30 protein-coding genes, 2 tRNA genes and 2 rRNA genes are annotated in these 22,074 nt (G+C 44.8%); 2 read left to right on the forward strand and 32 right to left on the reverse strand.

The genetic code is table 11. The features are described 5' to 3' along the window. Positions 1-118 precede the first annotated feature (118 nt). The 6 genes from NSS87_RS27845 to NSS87_RS27870 form a co-directional block, all read right to left on the reverse strand. Positions 119-194 (reverse strand) — tRNA-Ala (locus tag NSS87_RS27845). 20 nt (positions 195-214) lie between these two features. Further along, positions 215-291, reverse strand: a tRNA-Ile gene (locus NSS87_RS27850). 45 nt (positions 292-336) lie between these two features. Further along, positions 337-453, reverse strand: a 5S ribosomal RNA gene (gene rrf / locus NSS87_RS27855). A 124-nt stretch (positions 454-577) separates the two neighbouring features. Continuing rightward, positions 578-2,135 (reverse strand): 16S ribosomal RNA (locus NSS87_RS27860). 358 nt (positions 2,136-2,493) lie between these two features. After that, a complete protein-coding gene (locus tag NSS87_RS27865) occupies positions 2,494-2,724 on the reverse strand; it encodes a hypothetical protein (protein WP_036680631.1) in 231 nt (76 codons plus the stop codon). A gap of 252 nt (positions 2,725-2,976) precedes the next feature. After that, positions 2,977-3,588 carry a stage II sporulation protein M gene (locus tag NSS87_RS27870; protein ID WP_042192138.1) on the reverse strand — a complete coding sequence of 204 codons (612 nt, stop codon included), beginning with the start codon at positions 3,586-3,588 and terminating at the stop codon, positions 2,977-2,979. Between the two features lie 108 nt (positions 3,589-3,696). Here NSS87_RS27870 and pdaB point away from each other — a divergent pair, with 108 nt between their 5' ends. After that, complete coding sequence (gene pdaB, locus NSS87_RS27875) at positions 3,697-4,500, forward strand: polysaccharide deacetylase family sporulation protein PdaB (RefSeq protein WP_042192142.1); 804 nt, start codon at positions 3,697-3,699, stop codon at positions 4,498-4,500. Between the two features lie 50 nt (positions 4,501-4,550). On the opposite strand, the gene NSS87_RS27880 is transcribed toward pdaB, so the two are convergent. Together NSS87_RS27880 and NSS87_RS27885 are read right to left on the reverse strand one after the other, a co-directional pair. Continuing rightward, positions 4,551-5,372 (reverse strand): PPK2 family polyphosphate kinase, encoded by an 822-nt coding sequence (locus NSS87_RS27880; protein WP_042192144.1) that lies wholly within the window; start codon positions 5,370-5,372, stop codon positions 4,551-4,553. A gap of 280 nt (positions 5,373-5,652) precedes the next feature. Next, positions 5,653-6,243 (reverse strand): KinB-signaling pathway activation protein, encoded by a 591-nt coding sequence (locus tag NSS87_RS27885; protein WP_042132517.1) that lies wholly within the window; start codon positions 6,241-6,243, stop codon positions 5,653-5,655. A 129-nt stretch (positions 6,244-6,372) separates the two neighbouring features. Here NSS87_RS27885 and gerD point away from each other — a divergent pair, with 129 nt between their 5' ends. Next, the gene (gerD, locus tag NSS87_RS27890) at positions 6,373-7,044 is read left to right on the forward strand and encodes a spore germination lipoprotein GerD (protein WP_042192146.1); all 672 of its coding nucleotides are present in this window, start codon (positions 6,373-6,375) and stop codon (positions 7,042-7,044) included. A gap of 57 nt (positions 7,045-7,101) precedes the next feature. Here gerD and NSS87_RS27895 read toward each other — a convergent pair whose 3' ends face one another. The 24 genes from NSS87_RS27895 to NSS87_RS28010 form a co-directional block, all read right to left on the reverse strand. After that, a complete protein-coding gene (locus NSS87_RS27895) occupies positions 7,102-8,202 on the reverse strand; it encodes an Mrp/NBP35 family ATP-binding protein (protein WP_076300967.1) in 1,101 nt (366 codons plus the stop codon). Positions 8,203-8,292: 90 nt separating this feature from the next. Then, a complete protein-coding gene (gene cwlD / locus NSS87_RS27900) occupies positions 8,293-9,033 on the reverse strand; it encodes an N-acetylmuramoyl-L-alanine amidase CwlD (RefSeq protein WP_076286844.1) in 741 nt (246 codons plus the stop codon). A 78-nt stretch (positions 9,034-9,111) separates the two neighbouring features. Further along, positions 9,112-10,281, reverse strand: a complete 1,170-nt coding sequence (gene sat, locus NSS87_RS27905) for a sulfate adenylyltransferase (protein ID WP_339243629.1) — start codon at positions 10,279-10,281, stop codon at positions 9,112-9,114. A 37-nt stretch (positions 10,282-10,318) separates the two neighbouring features. Beyond that, positions 10,319-11,011 carry a phosphoadenylyl-sulfate reductase gene (locus NSS87_RS27910; protein ID WP_042192155.1) on the reverse strand — a complete coding sequence of 231 codons (693 nt, stop codon included), beginning with the start codon at positions 11,009-11,011 and terminating at the stop codon, positions 10,319-10,321. Between the two features lie 235 nt (positions 11,012-11,246). Continuing rightward, the gene (rpsI, locus tag NSS87_RS27915; protein ID WP_025706574.1) at positions 11,247-11,639 is read right to left on the reverse strand and encodes a 30S ribosomal protein S9; all 393 of its coding nucleotides are present in this window, start codon (positions 11,637-11,639) and stop codon (positions 11,247-11,249) included. A 20-nt stretch (positions 11,640-11,659) separates the two neighbouring features. After that, positions 11,660-12,097 carry a 50S ribosomal protein L13 gene (gene rplM / locus NSS87_RS27920; protein WP_036680589.1) on the reverse strand — a complete coding sequence of 146 codons (438 nt, stop codon included), beginning with the start codon at positions 12,095-12,097 and terminating at the stop codon, positions 11,660-11,662. Positions 12,098-12,314: 217 nt separating this feature from the next. Next, entirely contained in the window at positions 12,315-13,109 is a 795-nt protein-coding gene (gene truA / locus NSS87_RS27925; protein WP_042192157.1) for a tRNA pseudouridine(38-40) synthase TruA, read from the reverse strand. Between the two features lie 300 nt (positions 13,110-13,409). Continuing rightward, positions 13,410-13,775: a 50S ribosomal protein L17 gene (gene rplQ, locus NSS87_RS27930; RefSeq protein WP_019908254.1), complete on the reverse strand. Its 366-nt coding sequence runs from the start codon at positions 13,773-13,775 to the stop codon at positions 13,410-13,412. Positions 13,776-13,808: 33 nt separating this feature from the next. Next, on the reverse strand, positions 13,809-14,753 hold the full coding sequence (locus NSS87_RS27935) for a DNA-directed RNA polymerase subunit alpha (protein WP_036680585.1): 945 nt from the start codon (positions 14,751-14,753) through the stop codon (positions 13,809-13,811). A gap of 130 nt (positions 14,754-14,883) precedes the next feature. After that, positions 14,884-15,279, reverse strand: a complete 396-nt coding sequence (rpsK, locus tag NSS87_RS27940; protein WP_019908251.1) for a 30S ribosomal protein S11 — start codon at positions 15,277-15,279, stop codon at positions 14,884-14,886. A gap of 19 nt (positions 15,280-15,298) precedes the next feature. After that, the gene (rpsM, locus tag NSS87_RS27945) at positions 15,299-15,667 is read right to left on the reverse strand and encodes a 30S ribosomal protein S13 (protein WP_036680583.1); all 369 of its coding nucleotides are present in this window, start codon (positions 15,665-15,667) and stop codon (positions 15,299-15,301) included. Positions 15,668-15,686: 19 nt separating this feature from the next. Then, a complete protein-coding gene (gene rpmJ / locus NSS87_RS27950; protein WP_003322638.1) occupies positions 15,687-15,800 on the reverse strand; it encodes a 50S ribosomal protein L36 in 114 nt (37 codons plus the stop codon). A 53-nt stretch (positions 15,801-15,853) separates the two neighbouring features. Next, complete coding sequence (infA, locus tag NSS87_RS27955) at positions 15,854-16,069, reverse strand: translation initiation factor IF-1 (RefSeq protein ID WP_036652996.1); 216 nt, start codon at positions 16,067-16,069, stop codon at positions 15,854-15,856. A 2-nt stretch (positions 16,070-16,071) separates the two neighbouring features. After that, on the reverse strand, positions 16,072-16,380 hold the full coding sequence (locus tag NSS87_RS27960; RefSeq protein ID WP_339243631.1) for a KOW domain-containing RNA-binding protein: 309 nt from the start codon (positions 16,378-16,380) through the stop codon (positions 16,072-16,074). A gap of 11 nt (positions 16,381-16,391) precedes the next feature. Next, positions 16,392-17,144 (reverse strand): type I methionyl aminopeptidase, encoded by a 753-nt coding sequence (gene map / locus NSS87_RS27965; RefSeq protein ID WP_042192159.1) that lies wholly within the window; start codon positions 17,142-17,144, stop codon positions 16,392-16,394. 4 nt (positions 17,145-17,148) lie between these two features. Beyond that, positions 17,149-17,793: an adenylate kinase gene (locus NSS87_RS27970; protein ID WP_042131217.1), complete on the reverse strand. Its 645-nt coding sequence runs from the start codon at positions 17,791-17,793 to the stop codon at positions 17,149-17,151. 96 nt (positions 17,794-17,889) lie between these two features. Continuing rightward, a complete protein-coding gene (gene secY, locus NSS87_RS27975; protein ID WP_042131218.1) occupies positions 17,890-19,188 on the reverse strand; it encodes a preprotein translocase subunit SecY in 1,299 nt (432 codons plus the stop codon). Beyond that, positions 19,188-19,628: a 50S ribosomal protein L15 gene (gene rplO / locus NSS87_RS27980; protein ID WP_036680569.1), complete on the reverse strand. Its 441-nt coding sequence runs from the start codon at positions 19,626-19,628 to the stop codon at positions 19,188-19,190. The genes secY and rplO overlap by 1 nt, the downstream gene beginning before the upstream one ends. Positions 19,629-19,668: 40 nt before the next feature. Continuing rightward, a complete protein-coding gene (gene rpmD, locus NSS87_RS27985) occupies positions 19,669-19,854 on the reverse strand; it encodes a 50S ribosomal protein L30 (RefSeq protein ID WP_036680567.1) in 186 nt (61 codons plus the stop codon). A 14-nt stretch (positions 19,855-19,868) separates the two neighbouring features. Next, entirely contained in the window at positions 19,869-20,366 is a 498-nt protein-coding gene (gene rpsE / locus NSS87_RS27990) for a 30S ribosomal protein S5 (protein WP_036652980.1), read from the reverse strand. Between the two features lie 27 nt (positions 20,367-20,393). Further along, positions 20,394-20,762 (reverse strand): 50S ribosomal protein L18, encoded by a 369-nt coding sequence (rplR, locus tag NSS87_RS27995; RefSeq protein ID WP_042131220.1) that lies wholly within the window; start codon positions 20,760-20,762, stop codon positions 20,394-20,396. A gap of 84 nt (positions 20,763-20,846) precedes the next feature. After that, positions 20,847-21,389 carry a 50S ribosomal protein L6 gene (rplF, locus tag NSS87_RS28000; RefSeq protein WP_042192166.1) on the reverse strand — a complete coding sequence of 181 codons (543 nt, stop codon included), beginning with the start codon at positions 21,387-21,389 and terminating at the stop codon, positions 20,847-20,849. A gap of 30 nt (positions 21,390-21,419) precedes the next feature. Beyond that, positions 21,420-21,818, reverse strand: a complete 399-nt coding sequence (rpsH, locus tag NSS87_RS28005) for a 30S ribosomal protein S8 (protein WP_036680560.1) — start codon at positions 21,816-21,818, stop codon at positions 21,420-21,422. A 32-nt stretch (positions 21,819-21,850) separates the two neighbouring features. Beyond that, positions 21,851-22,036, reverse strand: a complete 186-nt coding sequence (locus NSS87_RS28010; protein ID WP_013312154.1) for a type Z 30S ribosomal protein S14 — start codon at positions 22,034-22,036, stop codon at positions 21,851-21,853. Positions 22,037-22,074 lie beyond the last annotated feature (38 nt).

Genomic DNA, 22,074 nt, shown 5'->3' on the forward strand with positions numbered 1-22,074 from the left:
CTCACTAATAACATTTACTTGTTTGCACAAGTTGCTAAAAGATGTTCTAAAACGCAAATTCGTTTCGGTATCCAGTTTTCAAGGATCAATGTTTAAAGAAGGTATTGAATTAAAATTATGGTGGAGCCAAGCGGGATCGAACCGCTGACCTCCTGCTTGCAAGGCAGGCGCTCTCCCAGCTGAGCTATGGCCCCATAAAAGATATAAAGTTATATGGTGGGCCTTGGTGGACTCGAACCACCGACCTCACCCTTATCAGAGGTGCGCTCTAACCAACTGAGCTAAAAGCCCATATAACATATATAACATTATGAATCAACCAAAGAATGGTTGTCCGCTTGGCGGCGTCCTACTCTCCCAGGACCCTTCGGTCCAAGTACCATCGGCGCTGGAGGGCTTAACGGTCGTGTTCGGGATGGGTACGTGTGGAACCCCTCCGCTATCGCCACCAAACGTATATGAAAGAGACTTACTCTTTCAAAACTGAACACGAGTGAGTGTTCGAACCCGAAGGTTCTATAATGGAAGTTTAACTTCCGATTTGAATGTCTTCATTGCAGAAGACGATTCTCCATAGAAAGGAGGTGATCCAGCCGCACCTTCCGATACGGCTACCTTGTTACGACTTCACCCCAATCATCTACCCCACCTTCGGCGGCTGGCTCCCTTGCGGGTTACCCCACCGACTTCGGGTGTTGTAAACTCTCGTGGTGTGACGGGCGGTGTGTACAAGACCCGGGAACGTATTCACCGCGGCATGCTGATCCGCGATTACTAGCAATTCCGACTTCATGCAGGCGAGTTGCAGCCTGCAATCCGAACTGAGACCGGCTTTGATGGGATTGGCTTCACCTCGCGGTTTCGCTTCCCGTTGTACCGGCCATTGTAGTACGTGTGTAGCCCAGGTCATAAGGGGCATGATGATTTGACGTCATCCCCACCTTCCTCCGGTTTGTCACCGGCAGTCACTCTAGAGTGCCCAACATTACTTGCTGGCAACTAAAGTTAAGGGTTGCGCTCGTTGCGGGACTTAACCCAACATCTCACGACACGAGCTGACGACAACCATGCACCACCTGTCTCCTCTGTCCCGAAGGCCGCCACTATCTCTAGTGGATTCAGAGGGATGTCAAGACCTGGTAAGGTTCTTCGCGTTGCTTCGAATTAAACCACATACTCCACTGCTTGTGCGGGTCCCCGTCAATTCCTTTGAGTTTCAGTCTTGCGACCGTACTCCCCAGGCGGAGTGCTTACTGTGTTAACTTCGGCACCAAGGGTATCGAAACCCCTAACACCTAGCACTCATCGTTTACGGCGTGGACTACCAGGGTATCTAATCCTGTTTGCTCCCCACGCTTTCGCGCCTCAGCGTCAGTTACAGCCCAGAAAGTCGCCTTCGCCACTGGTGTTCCTCCACATATCTACGCATTTCACCGCTACACGTGGAATTCCACTTTCCTCTTCTGTACTCAAGTCACCCAGTTTCCAGTGCGACCTCAGGTTGAGCCCAAGGTTTAAACACCAGACTTAAATGACCGCCTGCGCGCGCTTTACGCCCAATAATTCCGGACAACGCTTGCCCCCTACGTATTACCGCGGCTGCTGGCACGTAGTTAGCCGGGGCTTTCTTCTCAGGTACCGTCACTCCGATAGCAGTTACTCTACCGGACGTTCTTCCCTGGCAACAGAGCTTTACGATCCGAAAACCTTCATCACTCACGCGGCGTTGCTCCGTCAGACTTTCGTCCATTGCGGAAGATTCCCTACTGCTGCCTCCCGTAGGAGTCTGGGCCGTGTCTCAGTCCCAGTGTGGCCGTTCACCCTCTCAGGTCGGCTACGCATCGTCGCCTTGGTGGGCCGTTACCCCACCAACTAGCTAATGCGCCGCAGGCCCATCCCTCAGTGACAGATTGCTCCGTCTTTCATTCTTCCTTCAGGAGAAAAAAGAAATTATCCGGTATTAGCTACCGTTTCCGGTAGTTATCCCAGTCTAAGGGGCAGGTTGCCTACGTGTTACTCACCCGTCCGCCGCTAAGTTACTTTGAAAGCAAGCTTTCAAAGTAACTCCGCTCGACTTGCATGTATTAGGCACGCCGCCAGCGTTCGTCCTGAGCCAGGATCAAACTCTCCAATTAGTATTGAAAAGAGCGATATGCTCATTTTGAAACATCTGACGAGAAAATTAATTCTCTAATTTTGGATTTCACTTTCGTGATTTCCCACTCACTCGTTGTTCAGTTTTCAAAGATCAATGTCTCTCATTTCGTCGTCGTTGTTTGTCAGCGGCGACCTTTATAATATATCACAGTGTTTCGTTGTTTGGCAAGTCTTTTTTTTGAAAAAGTTTTTTTCAACTTTTCTTGCCTTCCGCTTCCCTTTTACACAAGCAAAAGGAGCGCGAGATATAATTTATCACGAGCACTCCTTTTTAGTCAAGCTATTTTATTAAAAAATCTTAAATTCATATAAGACTCTTGCATTTACCGCTTATCCTTAGTGTTTATACTGAGAAGAACGTCCACCCCACGCATACTTGGAAAGCTCTTTCTGAGGAGCAAAACGAGCATACATACGAAATACAGTCTTATATCTATTGGCGATGGCATGCCTGATATTTTGGTCCAAGCGCTGATCGCTCAAATCTAACAGCATCTCATCAAGTTCTTTCCGCAAAACATAATCCAGTTCCTTGCATTCTTTTTCGTTGAACAACATTCCCAACATATGCTTGGCCTCCTTCATGAAGTTGCAAGTAACACATTCACTAAAACCAAAAACCCCTTGTACATAATTAGTTAGTCCATCTCATGGAGAAAGCTGCCTTAAGATCCTCTTACACTAGATTAACCGGAGTACTCTTTTTATAACCATAATTATTAAAAATTCCCTTTATGGTTTCGTCACGATTATATACTTCTGACCTTTAGGCAATCCTTGGATGAATAGCTTTAATGTTATGCTCCATTCTCGGAAGTTTTATGATAAAAGAGAAAAAGTTATTGTGCTTTCAATGATGGCTGCAACAAATAACAGGATTATTGTCCAAATAGATGCCGTAAGTGTTTGACGCATGAACGAAGACCACTCAACACCTCTGTTCACTTTTTTAGTGGATGAGCTAAACAGACTTGCAACTACTTTCCCGCCGAACTGAAGTCCAAATGCACAAGCAATAATGATTGCTGGAATCTCTATAATCCCATGTGGCAGCAGTCCTTTTACTATTAGTTCGAATAAATCCTGTCCTTGCAGTGCTGATAAATGAATCAGATAGCCGATAACCGCTCCGTTAATAAATAAGAATATGGCTGGCAGTATACCGAACAACGCCCCTAAAAATATGATAAGAACACCCTTGATGCTGTTATTCAAAAATATAAATACAAAGAAGCTCCATTGCGGATTAGAAGAATCTCTAAGGTTGCCACTGATTTCACTGAGCCCCTCTAATTGCTGAACCAATAGCTTTTCCAGACTGCTAGTAGCTACCCACCCTATAACCGCTCCTACTGCGAACAGCAGACAGGATAGCAATAAAGCCTTCCGGATCGTTTTTAGATCTTTAATAAACGTGAAGAACGACAACATAAATACCCTCCTGAAATTGTGATCTCTGTTTCTTAGGTCATAACCTTGCGGTACGAGCATACATTTAGAACAAACAAGCATTTCGCATGGGAGAGGAGCGCTGTCATTATGAATTCTTTTTATGTATTCAGCGGCAAAAAGATTAAACGATTCATCTATATCTTCGCCGCTGTGCTTCTTGCTGCTGGAGTTGTCTATGTCGAGAGGGGAAACATAACCGTTTTTTCTGAATCCGGACCTTCCGCGATCTACAGTGTACCAACAGAGAAGAAGCTGATTGCCCTGACCTTCGATATTAGCTGGGGGGAGAAAAGACCCGAACCAATTTTGAAGGTACTTGAAGACAAGAAAGTGGACAAAGCCACCTTCTTCCTATCGTCTCCATGGAGTAAGACTCACCCAGACATTGTAACTAACATTAAGAATGCAGGTTTTGAAATTGGAAGTCATGGTCATAAACACGTCAATTACAGCACACTAAGCAACGAAGAAATTCGTACACAGATCTCAACGGCTCACACCGTACTTACCGAATTAACCGGCACTGAACCCAACTTGATTCGTATGCCTAATGGTGATTTTGACAAAAGAGTCCTTCAGGTTGCCAGCGATCTCGGCTACAAGGTCATTCAATGGGATACAGACTCCCTGGACTGGAAAAACATCGGCGTAGACAATATCGTGAAGCGTGTAACGACAAAAGCGCATCCAGGTGATATCGTCCTTCTACATGCCAGTGATTCCTGTAAACAAACACATGAAGCACTTCCACTCATTATCGACGAGCTCCGCAGACAAGGTTATGAATTCGTTACCGTCTCTGAGCTGATTAGTCAAAGCAACACCGAAGGTAAAGAAGTCCGCGACTCAGCTTCACTGAGTAATGCCATTGAGGACGCAGCTGGGCTGTAAAAACACATACAATCTCTGGTGCCGTAATGAATGTTGATCTGTCCAAAGGATTAATGACGTGGAGAAATGAGTTCCGATATGTCAGGTGTGGGGGTATTCAGCTTCGGATAGCTCAGATCCAGACTCTCCAGTGTCTTTACAACGATGGATAAGGTCAAATAGTTGCGGTACCATTGATGATTGGCGGGTATCCAGTACCAGGGTGCTTTATCTATGCTAGATTCCTTGAAAACATCTTCATATGCTTCTTGGTAATCATCCCAATACTCCCGCTCCTGGAGATCACTTGCATCGAATTTCCAATGTTTTTTGGGATCTTCAAGGCGTTCCTTAATCTTCTTCAGCTGCTTCTCTTTAGAAATATGCAGAAAAAGCTTGATAATTGTCGTCCCCTCTTCCACCAGCATTTCCTCGAACTGCCGTATGTAACGAAAGCGACGCTTCAAGTCATCCTTTTTTAACCCTCCGTGTACCCGTGGTACCAATACATCTTCATAATGCGAGCGGTTAAATGCAGAGATATATCCCTTAGGGGGTGTCTTCTGATGAACCCTCCATAGAAAATCATGAGCCTCTTCCTCTAGAGATGGTTTCTTGAAGCTGGTCACTATAAACCCTTGTGGATTAATGCCTGAAAAAATATGCTTAACCGTGCCATCCTTACCGCTGGAATCCATTCCTTGCAGAATAACAAGCAGCGAATGCTTTTTCTGAGCAAACAAAATATCTTGGAGCTCTGCCAAACGTGCTTTAAGCTCTTCTGTTTTGGCTTCTACTTCTTTTTTGGATTTAAAAACACCTGTGTCGTCCGGATCCAGCTTGTTAAGCCGGATTTCTTTTGTGTCTTTTATCATATAGCGCTTGATGTCCATATATTCCCCTCCTAAAAGTTTTGTAAAGCATATACATCATCGGGACGCTTCGTACAAAACTTACTTCGGAAGCATCTACTAAGTTTTGTAAAGCATATGAATCATTGATGAGCCTCGTACAAAACTCGCATCGGAAGCATACGCTTAGTTCTGTGAGCGTATCGTTCTTTAAGATTAACCTCTACAATCAGATTTTAATCGTTAAGATACAGTTAGAGCAAAAAACCCCGTCTTCTGAGAACAGAGAACGGGGTTCTTTGTTTAGTGCCTTCCCCATTCATTATCCGGCTGCCGGCTTCAGAATACGGTGTAGCATCAAAATTTGGAATGCATTACAAGCGATAAGCGGAACAACAATAAATACCGTTGCACTATCAACACCTATACGGAGCACGCCAATAACTTCCACAATTGAAATAGCTGTCATAAAAAAGAGGGTTGGAATCAAAGCTGAGATGTTTGTACTTTTTACTTTGAAATAAGACACAATAATAGCTGCTAGCAAAATAACGATTCCTAATATTAGATCAGACATAACATTTCTTTCCCCACCAACGACGGTACGCAAAAAAATCAGTTCAAGCAATGCGAGCACAGAAAGCACTAGTTGTATGTATTTCCAAACCTTTTGTGGAAAAACGCCGTTGCCCATATAATTCAAAATCAAATAGGCAAAAAAACCAAGTTGCGAATAAACGCTTACAAGCATACCGTAGCCAAGCAGAATCAGCGGGTATAAAAAGAAATCCCCGACACTTTTGAAATCAATCTTACCATTTACGAATTGCAGTGCCAGACCAGCGATTACAGCCCCACCCGCTCCTATAAGGAGGGTAGTCCAAAATAAATGAAACCATTTTTTTATACTCAGCCAATTCACCTCCTCTTGTCAGATTTATTTTACCAAGGATACCGACAAAACACCATTACACCCACAACATAAATGTGATCTAATTCGGCATAATACATCTAGAGAATCCTATAAAGGAGGGCAGCGCCAATGAAATGGAGATTTATCGGATCTGTGGGTTTGGCATTGAGCTTTGTTATGGCCTTAACGGCTTGCGGAAGTGAGCAGAGCAGTTCTTCTTCCGGACAAGGCAGTTATAAAGAAACGAAGACCATGGTTTTAGATATATTGAAAAGCGATGAGGGTAAAAAAGCGGTTGAGGAATCATTATCAAGCTCCAGCTCTAGCGGTACCAGTGGAATGAGCATGAAGATGATGCCACTTCAAACAACAGAGGAGATCAAGCTCGCTGTTAAAAATACTCTCACTGCACCGGAATATCAGAAGGAAATCGAGAAGATAATGACTGATCCCAAATTCGCAGGCGATTTTGCTAAAGCCATTCAATCACAAAGCAAGGAACTACACCTACAGCTAATTAAAGATCCCACTTATCAGAAATCAGTCGAAGAAATTATGAAGTCTCCAGAAATGATGACAATGTTTTTAAATCTCACTAAAACACCTGATTACCGTAAACAATCCATGAAGACCATGCAGGAATCCATGCAAACTCCATTATTTCGCATGGAAGTATTGAATTTACTTAAAAAAGTCGTACAAGAAGAACTTGAACCAAAAGAGAAAAAAGAAAAGGGTAGCGAAGGTGGCGACAAACAGGAAAGCAGTGGCGGCGGCAGCGGCGATGATTCAAGTTCATAAGAAAAAGGCCTTATCCCACTAATACGTGTGGGAAGGCCTCTTTTTTATGCACAAGAGTTAGTGCTCATATTTGGCAATAAGTTTATCAGCAATTTCTGCAAATAATTGTCCTGATGGTGTCTCTTCTTTGTATACAGAAGGTGAGAAATCCGGTTCGGAAATATGGTTGTCCGGTGCACCTAGCGGTATTTGTGCAAGCAGCTCCGTATGAAGCGTCTCGGCAAGCCTCGCTCCTCCGCCTCTGCCAAAGATATAATCTTTCTTACCACAGTCAGTGCACTCATAATAAGCCATATTCTCAATGACTCCAATAATCTCATGATCTGTCTGTAGAGCCATAGAGCCCGCTCTAGCCGCCACAAACGCTGCCGTAGCGTGAGGTGTCGTTACTATAATCTCTTTGCTGTGAGGCAGCATCTGATGCACGTCAAGTGCCACATCACCAGTACCTGGGGGAAGATCAAGCAGCATATAATCAAGTTCACCCCAACCAACATCATTGAAGAACTGGCGAAGCATTTTACCCAGCATAGGTCCCCGCCAAATAACTGGACTATTCTCACGAATAAAGAAGCCCATAGACATGACCTTCACTCCAAAACGTTCCACAGGAATAATCGTTCCTTCTTCTACAACTGGTCCCTCTTCGATCCCCATCATATCGGGAATACTGAAACCATAAATATCAGCATCGATAAGACCAACTTTTTTCCCTTTTCTTGCAAGGGCTACGGCCAAATTCACCGTTACGGTTGACTTACCAACTCCACCTTTTCCGCTGGCCACGGCGATAAAGTTCACGCCAGAGCTCTCGCTAATTAATTCATGGTCATCAAGGCCTGCTGCATGTCCTTTAAGTTTCCCAGGTTCATCGAAATCCTCTACGCTCTCTCCGCGAAGTATAGCACGTTCATAATCGGTTGCATCACGAAGCCGGATATGTACATTAGAAACCCCACCCGCTTCAAGCAATTCACGAACCTGTTGTTCTAGATCCATGCGACTTTGCTCTTCAGGATTCAGACATATGATAGATAAAGAAATACGGTCTTCTTTAATCATAATGTCACGGATCAGCTGTAGTTCCACAAGGCTTTTTCCAGTTTCAGAGTCTGTTAATGGCTGCAGTATTTCCTGAATTTGTTCCTTAGTCAGCATGGGAAGCACCTCTGTTTCCTTTCCGGTTGAGAAATTCTCCGGAGTTTTTGTCTATTATAGCATTACCTGTCTCCCCATGAGTAGTCCTGACTACTCGGAGGCGTACCGAAGAATCCCCCGATAAATGCTAGTCGCAACCTTACGCTGATAGACATCATTTCCAAGTAGAGCAGATTCCTGAGGATGTGATAAGAAGCCAACTTCTACAAGTACCGCTGGTATTTTCAATGCTTTTAACAGATAAACAGTATTCACTGTCTTAGCCACACGATCCGTATTCTCCAGTGTAGTCTTCAGCTCACTCTGCACAAACTCCGCTATAGCTTTATTATCCTTGTGATTGGGGTAGTAAAAGGTCTGTGCTCCACTCCAACGATTGGAAGGGACACTGTTCATGTGAACGCTTATAAAAAGGTCTGCGCCTTTTTCTTCGATACTTCTTACTCTTTGTTTAAGATCTTCTGTCTTACGCTTAGAATAGCCCTTAGTACCTTCCTGAGCCAAATCATAATCACCTTCACGAGTCATTACTACAATAGCCCCTGCCTGCTGCAGATAATCACGCAAATAAAGCGATACCGCGAGATTAATATCTTTCTCAATTAGCCCTTCCCGGCTAACCGCTCCTCCATCAGCTCCACCATGCCCCGCATCGAGAGCAATAACTTTTCCTGACAAGGGCAGACTCCAATAATTTAGTGTTTTAGCGGTAGGCATGTCATACGCAATAATTCCGATCATTATAGCTAGCAGTATCACGCCAAGCATACTTTTTTTGATACTGCTCCATGAAATCCAGACCGAGACTTTACTCTGCTTTCGGCCAGACATAACAAAGACCCCCTCGTCCCGATAGATAATACTCATCTATATGGGACAAGAAGGTCAAATAGTACTAGCTGTTAATGATTAAGCTGTAACTTCTTGTGTCATACCTTCAATCAGAATCTGCGCAACCTCAGGCCGTGTAAATTCTGGCGGAGGACATTGGCCATCACGGAGCAAAGCACGTACCTTCGTACCCGACAATGTCATGTGATCATCACTAGGATGAGGGCAAGTTTTACTGGATGCCATATTCCCGCATTTTTTACAGAAGAAGCTATGTTCAAAAAATAATGGAGTAATATCAAGTTCTTCAGCACTAAAATTCGAGAAAATTTCCTGTGCTTCATAAGTGCCATAATAATCACCTACCCCAGCATGGTCACGACCGACGATGAAATGGGTACAGCCGTAATTTTTGCGAACCATTGCATGGAAAATTGCCTCTCTAGGGCCTGCATAACGCATTGCCGCCGGAAAAACACCAAGGAAGGTACGATCCTCAGGATAATAGTTCTCCAAAAGCGCCAGATAGCTCTTCATCCGTACATTTGCCGGTACATCGTCTGACTTCGTCTCACCAACAAGCGGATTTAGGAATAGAGCGTCTACAACCTCCATAGCGCACTTTTGAATGTACTCGTGAGCTCGGTGGACCGGATTGCGTGTTTGGAAGCCTACAACCGTTCTCCAGCCCTTTTCAGCAAATATCTTCCGCGTATCCGCAGGATCAAAATAAAATTCACCGAACTTCTCTGGCTGTGGGCGGTTCAAGACTGTAATCGGCCCTCCAACATAAGTTGTAGGACGAGCCAACAGCTTACTCACACCAGGATGTTCAGGATCTGTTGTCTTGAAGACATTTTGTGCTTCAATCGTTTGATCTACAGTATAAATACTCTCAATATCCAATAAACCGTAAATCTCGCCATCGTCTTCACCGATTAAAGAAACTTTATCCCCAATTGATAAACTGGCAGCCACATCATCTTCTACAGCCAGTGTTATTGGAATGCTCCACACTGTTCCATCTGCTAAACGCATGCTTTTTACTACTGAATGATAGTCTTGCTCATTTAAAAAGCCAGTTAATGGCGAAAATGCACCTACAGCTATAAGATCCAAATCAGATAAAGTCCAGGTATTCAAGGCAATCGCCTTGCTGTCACGTGCGAGATTTAGCAATTCTTCTCTTTCAGTACCCTCTACTACACGGTTTACCAAAGCTCCGCCATGCGGACGTATTGAAGTCATCTTAGTCTCTCCTTCTATGTTCCCACAGGAATATGTCTTACTTGTGCAATCCGCACTCTGTCTTCTCTGATCCAGACCAACGGCCAGCACGCGGATCTTCACCTGGCATAACCTGACGTGTACATTGCTCACAGCCGATACTTGGATAGTTACGGTCATGTAGAGGGTTATAGATTACGTCATTTTCACGAATATAGTTCCATACATCTTCTGACGTCCAATCCGCAATAGGATTAAACTTCACTAAACCAAATTTATAATCATACTCGACCTTTTTAGCATTTGCACGGGTAGGCGCTTGATCGCGACGAATTCCAGTAATCCATGCCTCATATTGAGATAATATACGAGTCAATGGTTCAACTTTACGAATACCACAGCATTGATTTGGGTCAACCGTCCATAACGCATCACCGTATTGAAGTGCTTGCTCCTGCGTGGTGAGTTGCGGAGACACTCGTACAAACTCTAATCCGTATTTGTCTGCCATCAAATCTCTGGTTTCGTAGGTTTCCTTAAAATGATAATCTGTATCGAGATAAAAGACATCAGTAGATGGACTAACTTTGTGAAGCATATCAACAAGCACTACATCTTCGGCACCAAAGCTGCAGGCAAAAGTAATGTTAGGAAATGTTTCTACAGCCCAGCGGATAATATCCTCGGGTGAAGCACTCTCTAATTCTTCGGCCTTTATTCTGATCAAATCTTCTTTCTCGAGCAGGTTCATTAAGGTATTCCTCCATCCAAAATATTAATCGTATGAATAAATGAGGTAAAAGAAGTAATAAAACCAACTATTTCTATATGAAATAGTATATAACTTTTACTGAGGAAGTCAATGAGTTTCAACCCTCAGAATTAGTAAATGAATGCAAAAAAAGCCCATTTCTTGTTCGAAAGGGGCTGCTAAAAAAAATAAAACCCTCGACCGTAAAGGCCAAGGGTTGAATTCTTGATAAATATTAACGTTTCGAGAACTGAGGCGCACGACGTGCAGCCTTCAAGCCGTATTTCTTACGTTCCTTCATACGTGGGTCACGAGTCAGGAAGCCGGCTTTCTTAAGCGCACCGCGATATTCAGGGTCAACTTTAAGCAATGCACGGGAGATACCGTGACGAATTGCTCCAGCTTGACCGGAAATGCCGCCACCATGTGCAAGAACGATTACATCGTAGTTGCCTAGTGTTTCAGTCAGGTTCAAAGGTTGTTTTACGATCATTTTCAGTGTTTCCACACCGAAATATTCGTCCATCTCACGTTTGTTAATGACAATGCGTCCTTCACCCGGTACAAGGCGAACACGTGCTACCGAATGTTTACGACGACCTGTCCCATAGTATTGTACTTGTGCCATGAAACTGTCCTCCTCTATTCTTATCCGCGAAGTTCGTAAACTTCAGGTTTTTGTGCTGCATGTGGATGCTCGGCGCCTGCATATACTTTCAATCTCAGCTTCATGTGGTCCCCTTGACGAGTCTTAGGAATCATACCATGAACAGCGAATTCAATTACGCGTTCTGGTTTAGTATTCAGCAAAGTTTCAGCATTAGTAACTTTCAAGCCACCTGGGTGCATCGAGTGACGGTAGTATTTCTTGTTTTGCAATTTCTTACCGGTCAAGTGAATCTTCTCAGCGTTGATTACGATAACGAAATCTCCTGTATCAACGTGTGGAGTGAATTGCGGTTTGTGTTTGCCACGGATCAAAGCAGCGGCTTCGCTGGCCAAACGACCGAGTGTCTTGCCTTCGGCATCAATAATGTGCCAATTGCGTTCAACTTCGTTCGGCTTCGCCATATAGGTGGTACGCATGAATGTTTCCTCCTTGTTCTCGTACGAAAATCTTCTGTTTCGTATATCTTGTTTCTCATTGAATTACAATTATGTGAGTTAAGCAAAGCATTTTTTTGGCATTTCCTTGATCGGGGCTGTGGGATAGCCATCAAGAAAACACAACTTTTATATTACAGTATAAACATAACAAGTGCAAGTGATTTTTAAACATTCAGCCTATTATTCAGGAAGAAATTTATAGAAAAAAAGATTCACTTTCAGTCTCGTCATATTCTACACTCCACAAAGCCAACCCCTTGGCCATAGCTGTTGGACCAGCAGCAGAACGATCACATGCCGCCAATATCTCAGCAACATGATCAGCATCTATTTTACCTTCCCCCACATGGATCAAAGTCCCCATAATAATGCGAACCATATGCTGAAGAAATCCACTACCCGTTATATAAGTTTGGATCACTCCCTGATCTAATGAAGAGGGTCGGCACATGCTGCGGTCTACTTCCATATGAGCTTCAAAGATCGTTCGTACATGAGAGGCCTTAGTAGACCTCCGTGAAGCAAACGAAGTGAAGTCATGTGTCCCTAAAATATGCGTTAAGCCTTGCTGCATCGCAGGAATGTCCAACCTCACCGGATGATGAAGCTGCCAGCGCCGTTGAAACGGGTCTGGAAACCTGTTGCCGTTAATCGTGTATCGGTAAGTTTTACGCTTAGCTCCTCTACGAGAGTGAAACGTCAGCGGTACTTCCCTAGCCTCAGTAACCACGATATCTTGTGGCAGCCGGGCATTAAGCGCCAGACACCAACGTTCAAGTGGGATTCGAGAGGAGGTCGTAAAGTTAAAAGGCTGACCGTAGGCGTGTACTCCGGCATCTGTGCGACCAGAAGCAGTAATCTTAAGCTCCTCACCTGTCAGATGGAGTATCGCTTGCTCCAGCCGATCTTGAATCGTATTGCCCTGAGGCTGGGTCTGAAAGCCATCATAATTTGTTCCGTCATAATTGACCTTCATCAATAGATTACGCATTCCGTTCTCCTTTTTAAACCGTTCAGCAGAAACGTCGATCGAAGCACTGTCTGATCTTATTCAAGAGGAAGAAATGGCTTTGCCGTCCCTAGAAGGACGGCATCCATTAACACTTCACTCCATTACTTCAAAAAAAAGAGCCCCTGCGGGAGCTCCTTCAATTGAACCAAGGTGATTCCCACGGTTATTAGTACAGCAGAGTCTTGCGCCTCTGCAGCACAATAACGCTGATATTTCCCCCATCTTTACTCCAAAGAGGGCCGGATGAAAGGGAAGCATCGGAAATCAATACTTGTGATACTACGCGCGGTCTACCAATTCAAGATAAACCATAGGCGCAGCGTCCCCACGACGAGGTCCGAGTTTCAGGATACGAGTGTATCCACCTGGACGCTCTGTGTAACGAGGAGCAATGTCAGAGAACAATTTTTGAATTGCATCTTGTTCACCATCAACAGTCTCGCGGCGAACAAATGCAGCTACTTGACGACGAGCATGAAGATCGCCTTTTTTAGCTTTAGTGATCAACTTTTCAGCGATAGAACGAACTTCTTTCGCTTTAGCTTCCGTTGTTTGGATGCGCTCGTATAAAAATAGATCCGTTACCATGTCGCGAAATAACGCTTTACGCGCACTGGAATCACGGCCCAATTTTTGGTATGCCATGTGTTTTCCCTCCTTTACTGTAACAATCTGTAGTTATTCTTCTGTACGTAGTCCCAAACCAAGTTCCTCAAGCTTCTCCTGAACTTCTTCCAAAGATTTACGACCAAGGTTACGCACCTTCATCATATCTTCTTCAGTCTTCGTGGTAAGCTCTTGTACGGTATTAATACCAGCACGTTTGAGGCAGTTGTAGGAGCGGACAGAAAGATCAAGCTCTTCGATTGTCATCTCTAGCACTTTTTCTTTTTTGTCTTCTTCTTTTTCAACCATAATTTCGGCGTCTTTCGCTTCGTCCGTAAGACCTACGAACAATACGAGGTGCTCGTTCAAAATTTTGGCTCCGAGGCTTACAGCCTCTTCCGGTCTAATACTGCCATCTGTCCAAATTTCAAGCGTCAATTTGTCGTAGTTGGTCACTTGACCAACACGTGTATTGTCTATGCCGTAGTTAACGCGTGAAATAGGAGTGTAGATGGAGTCAACCGGGATAACGCCAATTGGCTGATCGTCGCGTTTGTTCCGGTCCGCTTGGACGTAGCCGCGACCACGGCCTGCAAAAATACGCATGTGAAGTCTCGCACCAGGTCCCAGCGTTGCAATGTGAAGATCCGGGTTGAGGATCTCAACATCGCTGTCCGCACGGATATCACCTGCGGTAACGATGCCTTCCCCTTCGGCATCAATCTCAAACACTTTTTCCTCGTCTGAATGAATCTTCAGGGACAAGGCTTTAAGGTTCAGAATGATCTCCGTCACATCTTCCATTACGCCTGGAACGGTCGAGAACTCATGCAGAACGCCGTCAATTTGGACCGAAGTCACTGCGGCTCCTGGAAGCGAAGAAAGCAATATCCGGCGAAGTGAATTCCCCAGAGTCGTGCCATACCCACGTTCCAACGGTTCAACTACGAATTTCCCATAGGTACCTTCATCATTAGCTTCTACGGTCTCAATCTTCGGCTTTTCGATTTCTATCACGAGTTTACCCCTCCTTCAACGTCGCTCCTATATGAAACTGTCACCCCATCAGGTGCATCATGTAGTATGCCTAAACACCTATTATTAGCAGATGCGTCAGAATTATACCACATTTACAATACTGATTTCACTATACGCGACGACGTTTCGGCGGACGGCATCCATTGTGAGGAACCGGAGTTACGTCTTTAATAAGGTTAACTTCAAGCCCTGCAGCTTGAAGGGAACGGATGGCTGCTTCGCGGCCCGCGCCCGGTCCTTTAACCATAACCTCAACCGACTTCATGCCGTGCTCCATAGCTGCTTTAGCTGCTGATTCAGCTGCCATTTGTGCTGCGAATGGAGTCGACTTACGGGAACCTTTAAATCCTTGGCCGCCGGAGCTTGCCCAGGAAATTGCATTTCCGTGAGGATCTGTGATGGTAACGATGGTGTTATTGAACGTGGAACGAATATGTGCCACGCCGGATTCGATATTTTTACGGTCGCGACGTTTGGTACGTACGACTTTTTTCGGTTTAGCCATTGTCTCTTATCCCCCCTTATTATTTCTTCTTGTTTGCTACCGTACGACGCGGGCCTTTCCGGGTACGGGCATTGGTTTTAGTACGTTGACCGCGAACAGGCAATCCACGACGGTGACGAACACCGCGGTAACAGCCGATCTCAGTAAGACGTTTAATATTCAAGGAAATTTCACGACGCAGGTCACCTTCAACCTTAACCGTTTTGTCGATCGTTTCACGCAGTTTGCTGACTTCATCTTCCGTCAAATCACGGACACGTGTATTAGCGCTAATGCCTGTTTCATTAAGAATTTTCTGAGAAGTCGTTTTACCGATTCCGAAAATATAAGTCAAGGCGATCTCAACGCGTTTGTCACGTGGCAAATCCACTCCAGCTATACGAGCCATTTTACGCTACACCCCCTTCTTAACCTTGTTTTTGTTTGTGTTTCGGATTTTCGCAAATCACCATAACAGTCCCTTTGCGGCGGATTACTTTACATTTCTCGCAAATGGGCTTTACAGAAGGTCTTACCTTCATGTTAATTACCTCCTCAAAGTTTTGCGAAGCAAAACTTTTTTCGTAGTTCCCATCTATTTACGGTAAGTTATACGACCTTTTGATAAATCATAAGGCGATAACTGCACGACCACTTTGTCTCCGGTCAAAATACGGATAAAGTGCATCCGCAATTTACCGGATACATGGGCAAGTATTTGATGACCGTTCTCAAGCTCAACCTTAAACGTTGCATTTGGCAACGGTTCAAGGACAGTACCTTCTACTTCAATGACATCTTCCTTAGCCACAGTTAGTCTCCTTTCTCATAAGCACTTATTCCGGTTGGGCCAGCATACTTCGTCACTGCGTAACGCAGCTTTCCGTTTGTTACCCGCCCAGTTTCTTCCAAACTGTTCACAACCTCACTGCTGATGAAGGGTATGAGCTCAAGATGAAGAATATTCTTCTTCTTTGGCCCATCAAACTTACGTTTGTCTCCATCTGCAATGTATACAAATCTGCTATCAACAACTGCGATAACAACGGCTGCCTCTCCGGCATCTTTGCCTTTGAGAATTCTCACTAATTGACCAACCTGCGGGCTGCTCACAGTATTCAAGTGGAGATCACCTACGCATTCAGTTTTGTGAAAATTTCCATGCCGTCCGGAGTAACTGCTACTGTATGCTCAAAGTGAGCACATAGGGAGCCATCCACCGTAACGACAGTCCAGTTATCTTCCAGCGTTCTGACATGTCTCTTTCCTACGTTTACCATCGGCTCAATCGCGAGTACCATACCCGGTTTCAGACGTGGTCCGCGGTCCGCTATGCCATAATTCGGAATTTGCGGTTCTTCATGCAGTTTTGCCCCAATACCATGACCAACATACTCACGTACGACTGAGAAACCAGCCTCTTCGATATATTGCTGGATAGCATGGGAGATTGTAAACAAGCGCACATCCGGCTTAACTAACGCCAGTCCCGCGTACAAGGAGCCTTCCGTAACGTCCAGCAAACGCTGAGCCTCTTCGGAAATGCTGCCCACACCGTAGGTCCAGGCGGAATCACCGTGATAACCGCGGTACTCTGCACCGATATCCAGCGTTACAATATCGCCTTCGATCAGTTTGCGTTTACCTGGAAATCCATGCACTAATTGTTCGTTGACTGAAGCGCAAATGCTGGCAGGAAAACCGTTGTAGCCTTTGAAAGACGGCACAGCACCTTGACTGCGAATGTATTGATCGGCGATTCTGTCGAGATCGCCCGTTGTAATGCCAGGCTCAATGGCCTCAGCAATAAGACGGTGACTCTCGGCAACAATTCGACCAGCTTCCCTCATAAAGGCAAGTTCCTGTTCGGATTTACAAATGATCATTACATTAACCCCGCAATAAAGATACGATTTCAGAAGAAACGACATTGATTTCGTTTTCCCCATTTACCTGACGCAAAAGACCTTTATTATCATAAAACGCAAGCAGCGGCGCTGTCTTATTATCATACTCATCCAGACGCTTGCCTACACTTTCTTCGTTGTCATCCGGACGTTGATACAATTCACCGCCATCAATGTCGCAAATGCCATCTTGCTTCGGCGGGTTGAAGATTAAATGGTAGGATGCTCCGCAAACTGTGCAGATACGACGTCCAGTAAGACGCGCCATCAACAGTCCACGGTCAACATTCAAGTTGATGACATGATCCAAAGAAGTATTCAAACGGCTTAGAATTTCATCCAGCGCTTCCGCTTGCGAAAGAGTTCTTGGAAAACCATCCAATAGAAATCCTTTTTCGCAATCGGACTGCTGCAGCCGTTCTTCAACTATCCCAATGGTCACATCATCTGGTACAAGCAAACCTTGATCAATAAATGATTTAGCCTTCAATCCTACTGGAGTCTCTTGTTTGATTGCCAAACGGAAAGCATCTCCTGTCGAAATATGCGGAATGCCAAACTCTTTTATGATCTCAGCCGCTTGTGTTCCCTTGCCTGCCCCAGGAGGGCCCATGAATAAAATGTTCACGATTTCTCTCTCCCCCCAAAAGTTCGCCACCAAGCAAGAAACAGCACAATAGGTGCCGGGAAGAATAAAAAATTACGCTTCACCGGAACCTATCGCCTATTTATTGATGAAGCCTTTGTAATGGCGTTTGATCAATTGGCTCTCGATCTGCTTCATAGTATCCAATGCCACACCGATTACGATTAGCAGTGAAGTACCACCAATTCGAACTTCTTTAGGCAATCCAGATAAAGCACCGAAGAACATCGGCAATACAGAGATCAAAGCCAGGAACAATGCGCCGGACATAGTCAGACGAGACATTACTCTAGTCAAATATTTCTCAGTAGCTTTACCAGGACGGATACCTGGAATGTAACCACCATTCTTCTTCATGTTATCAGCCATCTGCTGAGGATTCATCTGCACGAACGTATAGAAGAACGTGAACCCGATGATCATCACTACATACAGAAGCATACCAAGTGGTGCATCAGTTGCCAAATACTTGGCAATCCATTGAGCCCAGGCATGTGTTGACCAGAAACTGGAGAGAACAACTGGGAACTGAAGCAGTGATACGGCGAAGATAACCGGAATTACACCAGCCGCATTAATTTTCAGCGGAATGTGCGTATTCTGTCCACCGTACATTTTGTTGCCGACTACGCGTTTAGCGTATTGAACAGGAATCTTCCGAATACCTTGCTGTACGAAGATAACTGCTGTAATAATCGCTACAATCACAATCAGCACAATAACGACTTTAAGAATATTCAGGAACACTTGATCCGGCTGAATAAAGCTTGAGTTAGCCGTACTCGTGATATATCCCGGGATGGCGGCGACGATTCCCGCAAAAATCAGGATCGAAATCCCGTTCCCGATTCCCTTTTCGGTAATCTGTTCACCAAGCCACATCAGGAAAGAAGTACCAGCCGTCAAGATAATGGCAACCAGTAAGTAGTCAGCAAATGTCGCATTCGGCATCATTTGAGTTCCATAAATCCGGTTAAACCCTATCGACGTAGCAAAACCTTGGATCAGGGCCAAAATCACAGTACCATAACGAGTGATTTGCGCTAGTTGTTTTTTACCGTGCTCCCCTTGTTTAGCCCATTCAGCAAACTTAGGAACAACATCCATCGACAGCAATTGCACGATGATGGATGCTGTAATGTACGGATAAATACTTATCGCAAATATCGAGAAGTTTTTGAGCGCTCCGCCCGAGAAGGTGTTCAAAAGTCCCATCAAAGCGTCACCGCTTTGATTTGCTGTTTCCAGTACATCTTTGTTCACACCAGGAACCGGTACAAACGAACCGATACGGTAGATAATCAGAATGAACAAGGTAAACAGGATCTTTTTGCGCAAATCTTCCACATGCCAGATATTCTTAAGCGTCTTGAACATTAGATCACCTCGGTTTTACCGCCGGCAGCCTCGATTTTCTCTACCGCAGATTGAGAGAACTTATTTGCTTGTACAGTCAATTTAACGGTTAACTCACCATTGCCGAGAATCTTAATGCCGCTTTTGGAATTCTTGACAACACCAGTTTCAAGCAACAACTGCGGAGTCACTTCTGTTCCTTCTGCAAAGCTATTCAGATCTTCAAGGTTCACAATCGCATACTCTTTACGGGTAGGATTGACGAAACCACGTTTAGGCAGACGACGATAGAGCGGATTTTGTCCACCCTCGAAGCCCGGACGAACACCACCGCCAGAACGTGAGTTTTGACCTTTGTGACCGCGACCGGAAGTTTTACCATTTCCGCTACTTGGTCCACGACCAACGCGATTGCGTTCTTTGCGGGAACCAGGAGCTGGAGCAAGTTCATGTAACTTCATCGTTTGCACCTCCTTATGTTTGTTAATTTATACGAGGCGATTAGCCTTCAATTTCAGTTACAGATAGCAAGTGACTCACTTTGTTGATCATTCCGCGAATTGCAGGACTGTCATTGTGAACCACTGTCGTGTTGAGTTTACGTAGGCCGAGCGTCTTAACAGTAACACGTTGTGTTTCTGGACGTCCGATTACACTACGTACGAGGGTAATTTGCAATTTTGCCATTGACGTTCCCCTCCTTAACCGCGCAATTCTTCGACAGATTTGCCGCGAAGTTTCGCGACCTCTTCAATGCGTTTCAGACGGGAAAGTCCCTCCAAAGTTGCATTGACCATGTTCATGGAATTCGAAGAACCCAGTGATTTTGTCAAAATGTCGCCAACGCCTGCCAATTCCAATACCGCACGAACTGGACCGCCAGCGATAACGCCAGTACCCTCTGATGCTGGTTTCAGCAACACGCGTCCTGCGCCGAAGTGGCCAGTAACGAGATGGGGAATCGAAGTTCCTACGATTGGAATGTGAATCAGGTTTTTCTTGGCGTCTTCAATGCCTTTACGGATGGCATCCGGAACTTCGCCGGCTTTACCGATACCAGCACCGACGTAGCCATTGCCATCGCCCACAACAACGAGTGCACTAAAGCTGAAACGGCGTCCGCCTTTTACAACTTTTGCTACACGGTTAATGTGTACAACTCTTTCTGTCAGTTCTAAACTGTTCGGATCTACACGCAAGTCGTTAACCTCCTTTTAAGAATTATTCTAGAATTCAAGACCAGCTTCACGAGCTGCGTCAGCCAATGCTTGAATTCGTCCATGGTACAAGTAACCTCCGCGGTCGAAAACGACCACTGCATAGCCTTTTTCTTTAGCACGCTCAGCGACCAATTGGCCAACTTTCGCTGCAGCTTCAACGCTGCCGCCATTACCGATGTTAGCGCTCAGTTCTTTATCAAGTGTAGAAGCGGATACGATAGTAACCCCTTTAACATCATCGATCAGTTGAGCGTAGATGTGTTTTGAAGAACGGAATACGTTCAAACGTGGACGCTCAGTAGTTCCCTGGATCTTCTTACGAACACGCAGGTGTCTTTTGAGACGAGCCTTGTTTTTATCTTCTTTTGTAATCATGACTTCCCTTTCACTCCCTTCAGTTTGCCGTAAACAGCTTCACTTTAAGATGCACGGGGTATCTTACAATTAAGTTCAAACTGGTTATTTCTTCTTACCAGCTTTACCTTCTTTGCGGATGATACGCTCGCCTTCATATTTGATACCTTTACCTTTATACGGTTCTGGCTCACGAACGGAACGAATTTTAGCAGCATATGCGCCAACGCGTTCTTTATCGATACCTTTAACGATGATCTTCGTGTTCGCAGGAACTTCAAACTCAATACCTGCTTCCGGTGTAATTTCAACCGGGTGGGAGTAACCAACGTTCAGAACGACTTTATCTCCGGATTTGCTTGCACGATATCCGACCCCAACCAATTCCAGAGATTTCGAGAAACCTTCAGTCACGCCTGCTACCATGTTGTTGACAACGGAGCGGGTTGTGCCGTGAAGTGAACGATGCAATTTGTTATCCGACGGACGAACAACGGTAATTTCGTTATTTTCAACTGTAACCTTCATGTCTTTATGAAGCTCACGAGTCAAAGAACCTTTTGGACCTTTTACTGTAATAACGGCGTTGTCCAAAGTGACATCTACACCGCTAGGTACTGCGATTGGTTTACGACCAATACGAGACATGTGTTGCACCTCCTTATCTTGTGACGTTTATTACCAAATGTAGCAGACAACTTCTCCGCCAGATTTTGATTGACGAGCTTCTTTGTCGGTCATAACTCCCTTAGATGTGGAGATAATCGCGATTCCTAGACCACCGAGTACACGAGGCACTTCATTGCTCTTCGTGTATACGCGAAGGCCTGGTTTACTGATTCTTTTCAAACCAGAAATAACACGCTCTTGGTTAGGGCCGTATTTCAAGAAGATACGGATAATCCCTTGTTTGCTATCTTCAACGAATTCCGCATCGCGGATGAAACCTTCACGCTTCAAAATGTCAGCGATTTGTTTCTTCATAGTAGAAGCAGGCATTTCTACCGTTTCGTGACGCACAATGTTAGCGTTACGAATACGAGTAAGCATATCTGCAATAGGATCAGACATAGTCATGTGTGTAAACCTCCTTCCCGTTTATAAACTTCTTACCAACTTGCTTTTTTCACGCCAGGGATCTGGCCTTTATAAGCTAATTCACGGAAACAAATTCTGCAAATTTTGAACTTTTGCAGTACCGAATGTGGACGACCACAACGTTCGCAACGTGTATATGCACGTACTTTAAACTTAGGCGTACGTTGTTGTTTAACTTTCATCGAAGTTTTTGCCACTTAGCCTGACACCTCCTAAACATTTTCGGAGAAAATGG

The sequence above is a fragment of the Paenibacillus sp. FSL F4-0243 genome (assembly GCF_037963295.1).
In the GTDB taxonomy this organism is placed as follows: domain Bacteria; phylum Bacillota; class Bacilli; order Paenibacillales; family Paenibacillaceae; genus Paenibacillus_AQ.